The organism is Lutispora sp., from assembly GCF_041687175.1.
In the GTDB taxonomy this organism is placed as follows: Bacteria; Bacillota; Clostridia; order Lutisporales; family Lutisporaceae; genus Lutispora.
On sequence record NZ_JAWLCK010000138.1, the window covers coordinates 1 to 6,087 of the forward strand.

5 protein-coding genes are annotated in these 6,087 nt (G+C 35.5%); all 5 read right to left on the reverse strand.

Annotated elements, in window-relative coordinates; genetic code table 11:
* Positions 1-458: MFS transporter (locus tag ACESM9_RS13680; protein ID WP_372999791.1), on the reverse strand; the 458-nt coding region annotated here is incomplete at its 3' end.
* Positions 459-546: 88 nt separating this feature from the next.
* Positions 547-1,482, reverse strand: coding sequence for a malate permease (locus ACESM9_RS13685; protein ID WP_372999793.1), 936 nt, complete (start codon positions 1,480-1,482; stop codon positions 547-549).
* A 102-nt stretch (positions 1,483-1,584) separates the two neighbouring features.
* Entirely contained in the window at positions 1,585-1,908 is a 324-nt protein-coding gene (locus ACESM9_RS13690; RefSeq protein ID WP_372999796.1) for a DUF4387 domain-containing protein, read from the reverse strand.
* Between the two features lie 16 nt (positions 1,909-1,924).
* Positions 1,925-3,286 (reverse strand): acyclic terpene utilization AtuA family protein, encoded by a 1,362-nt coding sequence (locus ACESM9_RS13695; protein WP_372999799.1) that lies wholly within the window; start codon positions 3,284-3,286, stop codon positions 1,925-1,927.
* Positions 3,287-3,393: 107 nt separating this feature from the next.
* Complete coding sequence (locus tag ACESM9_RS13700) at positions 3,394-5,868, reverse strand: FAD-dependent oxidoreductase (protein WP_372999803.1); 2,475 nt, start codon at positions 5,866-5,868, stop codon at positions 3,394-3,396.
* Between the last annotated feature and the right edge of the window lie 219 nt (positions 5,869-6,087).

Here is a 6,087-nt window from a genome sequence, read left to right on the forward strand (position 1 = left end):
GCAAACTGCATTATTATAAAATTAATGCTGAATAAATTGATTCTCTTCTCTTCTTCACAGTTTTCAACCAGAAATGGTGCTTCATTGACATACATAACTGCTATACCTATACCATTTACACAGGCAAAAAAATAGATGAGCCATGGAGAAATAAATACTGATTGTCCTATATAACCGATAAAACTAATGATTATTCCTAACATGACCGCATTTTTTCTGCCTATTTTATCTGATATAATACCTACGGGTATAGCACTTAAGCCTGTCAATAATGTTCTGATGGCTATTACATTACCAATGAAATCTTCATCCAACCCAAGACTTTTAAAATATATACCTTGGAGCACATTAGCAAAGGCAGCCATCACAAGATAGCTGATAAATGTATTTAGTATAAAAAGCTTCACTTCTTTTTTGAAGCTCCCTTTATGTTTAAATCTGTAAAGAATATCAGACATATAATATACCTCTGTCACAAATAATAGGCTATTGCCATATTAATTATAGCACAGTTAATAAAAAAAGTTGCATTAGGCAACATAATCTTTATACAAAAAATCCTAATACAACAAATAATGCAATTGTTACAATTGTACTTAAAACAATTAGGTTATTTGCCAGTTCTTCGTTTTCTTTTGTACTATACATACTCACAAGCAAAGGCAGAGATAATGGTGGCGCTGTAATAAGGAAAGTAAGAAATGCATAATCAAAAATTGCATCAGGTTGGATAATATTATCAATTATAAAATATTTAAATGCATAACCAATTATCAACATAACAGCCATTCTTGCCAGTAACAGTTTTGTGCTCTCTTTCATATATTTCTCATTAATCTTTAAGCCGTAACCTATTATAATTATTATAAGTGGTATGGAAAGAGTTGATAAGTATTCTATGGTAGTATAAATACCCTTCAGGACTCCATTAGTTTTAATTATTGTGTTGAAGCCAAGTATATTTAAGAGAATTCCCAGTGTTATGCTGATAACTGTAGGAGTTTTAAACAAAGCCAATACTGACTTAATTGAAAACTCATTTTTCCCTAGCCTTATACTCATTTGAGCATAAAGTACTAACCAAAGATAGAATTCGTGACCTATTGCCAGTATAGAAAATTTATCTATGTTTTCAGCCCCAAAGATTGCATTAAACAAAGGAATTCCTATGAATCCGAAGGCGGTACCCGATGTAACATATGGAAGCAATGGATGATGAATTGACTTTATTTTGTTTAGCAAGAGCGATATCCCAAAGAATGCGCACTGCATAATAATCGTTATAATGGTTATATAATAATGCTCCTTTTTTAGAACTATGTTTACAAAAGTAATAAATAAGAATGCAGATAGGCAGTAATTAACAACAAACTTCTTCATTTCATAGACAGTTTCTTCCTTCAATGCTTTCTTATATCTCATGAAGGAACCGATAGAAATCAACAATACTATAGGTATTATTCTTGAAATAATATCATTCATTGGAATATTCCTTTCTGTAAAATGATTATAAAAATATTATAATGGTTGGATGCCATTATATTAATGTCATCCAACCATCATTATGTTAGGGGCATTATTAACTTACATAGGAATAACTACTCCCATTAATGGTGCATGCTGCTGTGCACCATATACATCTGTCTCTCCTATGCTGCCAGAGTCAATGGGTCTTCTGATAGTAACTTTAAACGCCATTGCAGGATCAAAGAATACTAATGTAGAGATATCTTTTTCTTCTATATTATACAACTTACACACCAATTCTTTAGTGATTATCCCTGAATTTTTAACTTTTTCATAATAATCCTTGTTATCGAATATTACATCCATAGTAAGTTCAAAAGGTCCTGAGTTTTTGCTCCTGAGTACCTTTGCCAATTCATAAAGCGTCTTTGTTTCTGCCATGTCAGAAACCTCCTTCCTAAATTTCCACGAATTCTGTTGGGAATAATTCACAAGGATCTTCAATATCCATCAGATGATATACTGTAAACTTATATACTGGTCCGAATTCTATATCTGAAGGTGAATACAATAAAGCTATATTACCAGCAGTTGCTTTTCTTCCTTTGTAAGGGAAGTGCATCAATGTGGATCTCGCGCTGGCACAAATTGTGTTTGCCAGTTCCTGAGTTGATGCTATTACTTCCATTACTATTCCAAGTTCATGAGCAGGAGTTTTTACTGGTTCTAATTGACCCATAACTCCATCCCTTCCATAAAGGTGGAATAATATCTGATAATCTGTCCTTGGAATATCATCAAAATATGCTGCAACTTGCTCTCTAATCTCATTTTGAATATCATCAATGTTCTGTATAGCGATAGGGTCTCTAGTACCACCTATTACTAGTGTTCTGTAGGCTACTTTAGCAGAACCTTCAAGCTTAACTGTGTAAGGTTTTTTGATTAGTTTGCTTCCTGATACCTTAACAACTCCATCTGCATGCTGTTCAAACTTACAGTTGGACAGATCCAATGCAAATCCTGGTCCATGCAAAAAATATGGATGATCTTTTTCGTATAAGGTATGAGCTGCTACAGAGCTTACATAACATTTTCTATTTGGATTCAATGGTTCAAGCAAGAAGTGGTCTTCTCTTAGGTAACCCATCATGCAATCCTTAGTAGTTCCAGGCTCACAGCATAATGCACCGCACTCAAGTATTTTACCTAAGTGATAAGCTAAACCGGCGTCAAATCCTTTCATTATTGGATATGCTGCGAATACAGATGGATCATAGGCTCTACCTGCTACAATAATTTGAGCGCCTTCTTCCAAAGCTTTTATTATAGGTTCATGTCCCATCTGAGCTACTACACTAGTTGTCTTATCCAAGGCTTCTTCAGTTAATTCAGGTACATAGTTCATAGGATGTACCTTGTTTTCAGCCATTTTCTTTTTGATATAGTTTTTATCAATATCTGCCCATACAATGGCAGTTTTCATCTTAAGCTTCTTTTCTTCAAGTATTTCTTTTATAACAGCCATGGTCCATTCTACATGAGGCTTAGCTCCAGAACCTCCTGCAGAACCAACTATTACTGGGATGTTTAAGTCATATCCAGCTTGAATCATAAGCTCCAAGTCTTTCTTAGCAGCTTTTTTACTCACTATACCTACACCAGCACCTAATTTGTGTGGTCCCGCATCTGTAGAACCTGCATCAACTGCTATTATATCCGGCTTTTTACTTAAACCGTTATAGAAGGATTCTTTGGGATAACCATAACCCAAAATTCCACATGGTGACAAAATTTTAAGCTCTTTCAATTTTTCCACTCCTCATTTCATGCTTTATTAAAAACATCGCTGATTATTTTACATAATGTTTCAATGAGGCAGGTCATTTGTACCTTTCGCCTTTGAAACAATGTATTTTCGGATCATTATAATTTGCTCACCTTTAGTACATCACATCTTAAGCATCTATTTGCTTCTTTTATCATTGCTTCTTCAGTGAAGCCTTTTTCTACTTCATCAAAGCAGCCTGAGCAGCCTTTTACAGCCAAATTCTCCATTTGCTGTCTGCAAGCCTTTTCTTCATTAACAGGTCTGGATAATTCTCTCTTATACTTCTTCTTGTCTATAACCTGGCCGTCTCCACCTAAGTATTTATCTATAGAAGCTGCTGCCATTTTTCCTTCGTTTGTGGCTCTTACAACTGAATCAGGACCTGTTACACAATCTCCTCCTGCGAATACATAGGGGATGTTTGTATAACCTCCAAAGTAGGATTTAATGAAGTTACCCCTGAGTTCAACCTTGTTAGTTTCTTTTTCGTTAAAGGTTCTTTCCATGGCCTGTCCAATTGATACTATGACATAATCCACATCAACTTTCTTTATATCATTTTCATCAAAGCTTGGATTAAATCTACCTTCACCATCGAAAACATTCAAGCATTTTTTAAATGTTATAGCTGCTGTCTTGTTTCCATCTTTTAATATTTCTTTTGGACCCCAGGAAGGATTAATTTCTACTCCTTCTTTTTCTGCATCTTCTATTTCCCATACATGGGCAGGCATTTGCTGTCTATTTTCAAGACAGAATAGCATTACTTTTTCTGCTCCCAGTCTTGTTGCGCTTCTTGCTACATCTATTGCAACATTTCCTCCACCAATAACTGCAACTTTTTTGCCTGTGAAGCTGATTTCTTCTCCAAGATTTAGCTTTCTCAGGAACTCTACTCCTGATAGCACTCCTTCAGCATCTTCACCATTTATGTTGAGTTTTCTATCGCCATGAGTACCAACTCCGAGATATATAGCTTCATAGCCCATATTCTTTAGGTCATCAATTGACATATCAACACCTAATCGTTTATTAACAACGAATTCGATACCCATTTCTCTATAAATATCAAGTTCTTTCTCCAATAAATCTTTAGGCAATCTATATGCAGGAAGTCCTACTCTAAGCATTCCACCGATTACAGGAAGAGCTTCGAATACTGTTACACTATAACCTTTCTTCTGTAAGAAGAAGGCACAGGATAAACCAGAAGGTCCGGAACCTATTACTGCAACTTTCTTGCCATTAGGTTTTTCCATTTGTGGTAATGGTAATTTCCCTTCTTGTTCAAGAACTGCGTCAGTAACAAATCTCTTTATGCCTCTAATAGCCATTGGCTCATCGATCTTAACTCTGTTACACATGGATTCACAGGGATGATGACATACTCTGCCGCATACTAATGGTAATGGATTTTCTGATTGTATAACCTGATATGCTTCCTTATATCTCTTCTGAGATGCCAAATCAATATATACAGGTACCTCAACATTTGCAGGGCAAGCATTTTGGCAAGTATATCTCATGCAGTGTATATATGCTTCAGGATCATGTCTTTCATATAAGCATTCAGTGCAGTATAAGCATTCTTTTATTAAATCGTATCTTCCTTCTTTGACCTTGCGAACCCACATGGAGTCTGCAATCAGCGGTCTTGCTAAGGCCACCAGATCTGCTCGTCCTTCTTCTATTACACTTTTTGCGACTTCTGGGTTGCCAAGCTTACCAACAGTAACTACAGGTATAGATATATGCTTTTTAATATCTTCTGCTAAATACACATTAGGTCCATCCGGGTATTCGATTGTTGGCTTTCCTCTCTGATCGCTATAGCCTTTCAAGCCACCATCATCGAATCTTACACCAGCAGATACATCCATACAGTCTATACCGTATTTTTCCAGCTCCTTTGCGAATATACGAGTTTGAACCAGTGTATTTCCACCTACGATAAATTCCTCTGCACTTATTCTTGCGAATAGCGGATAGTCTTTACCAACCATTTCTCTGATTCTTTTTAATATCTCAATATGAATGAACATTCTTCCATAGATGTCACCACCGAATTCATCTGTCCTTGTATTTGTTCTCCTTGAGATAAAATCAGCCATTGTATAAGTATGAGCATAGTGCAATTCTATAGCATCAAATCCTGCCTCAACTGCCCTTCTTGCTCCGTTGACGAAATCTTCGATTATTTCATAGCATTGCTCATTTGTCAAATCTGATGGTTTTAAACCTGCTCCATATATGGAATGTGCTATCTGAAGACCTATTTTGCAGTCCTCCTGATGTACAGCTTCAACAAGTCTCTTTAATCCCTTAACATGTTCATCTCTGCTTATCTGAAGTCTGTTTCCTGGGTGGATATATACTGAACTTACACTTGTATGCTCAGTCATAATAAGACCTACTCCTGATTTAGCCCTGTCCACATAGTGTTTTATTGTATTGTTTGTTACAAATCCATCCTTAGTTGCTGAGTTAGAGAACATTGGAGACATAATCACTCTATTTGGTAATTCTAATGTATTTATTTTAATAGGTGTAAATAATCCAGCTTTTCCCATTTTCCTTCCTCCAATCTTTACTACATTGATATATAACGGATTAATTATTTTGTTTTCCTTTATGTCATGCTGAAGACTTTCAAGTACTTAAATGTCATTTTATGGTCTTTAGGATGACATATGAAAGAATTCATTATATTTAGTTCGTTAGTTTTTCTTCTGTAGTTTAGCTGATGCTAATTTAACAGCTTCAATGAATTGTACATAACCAGTACATCT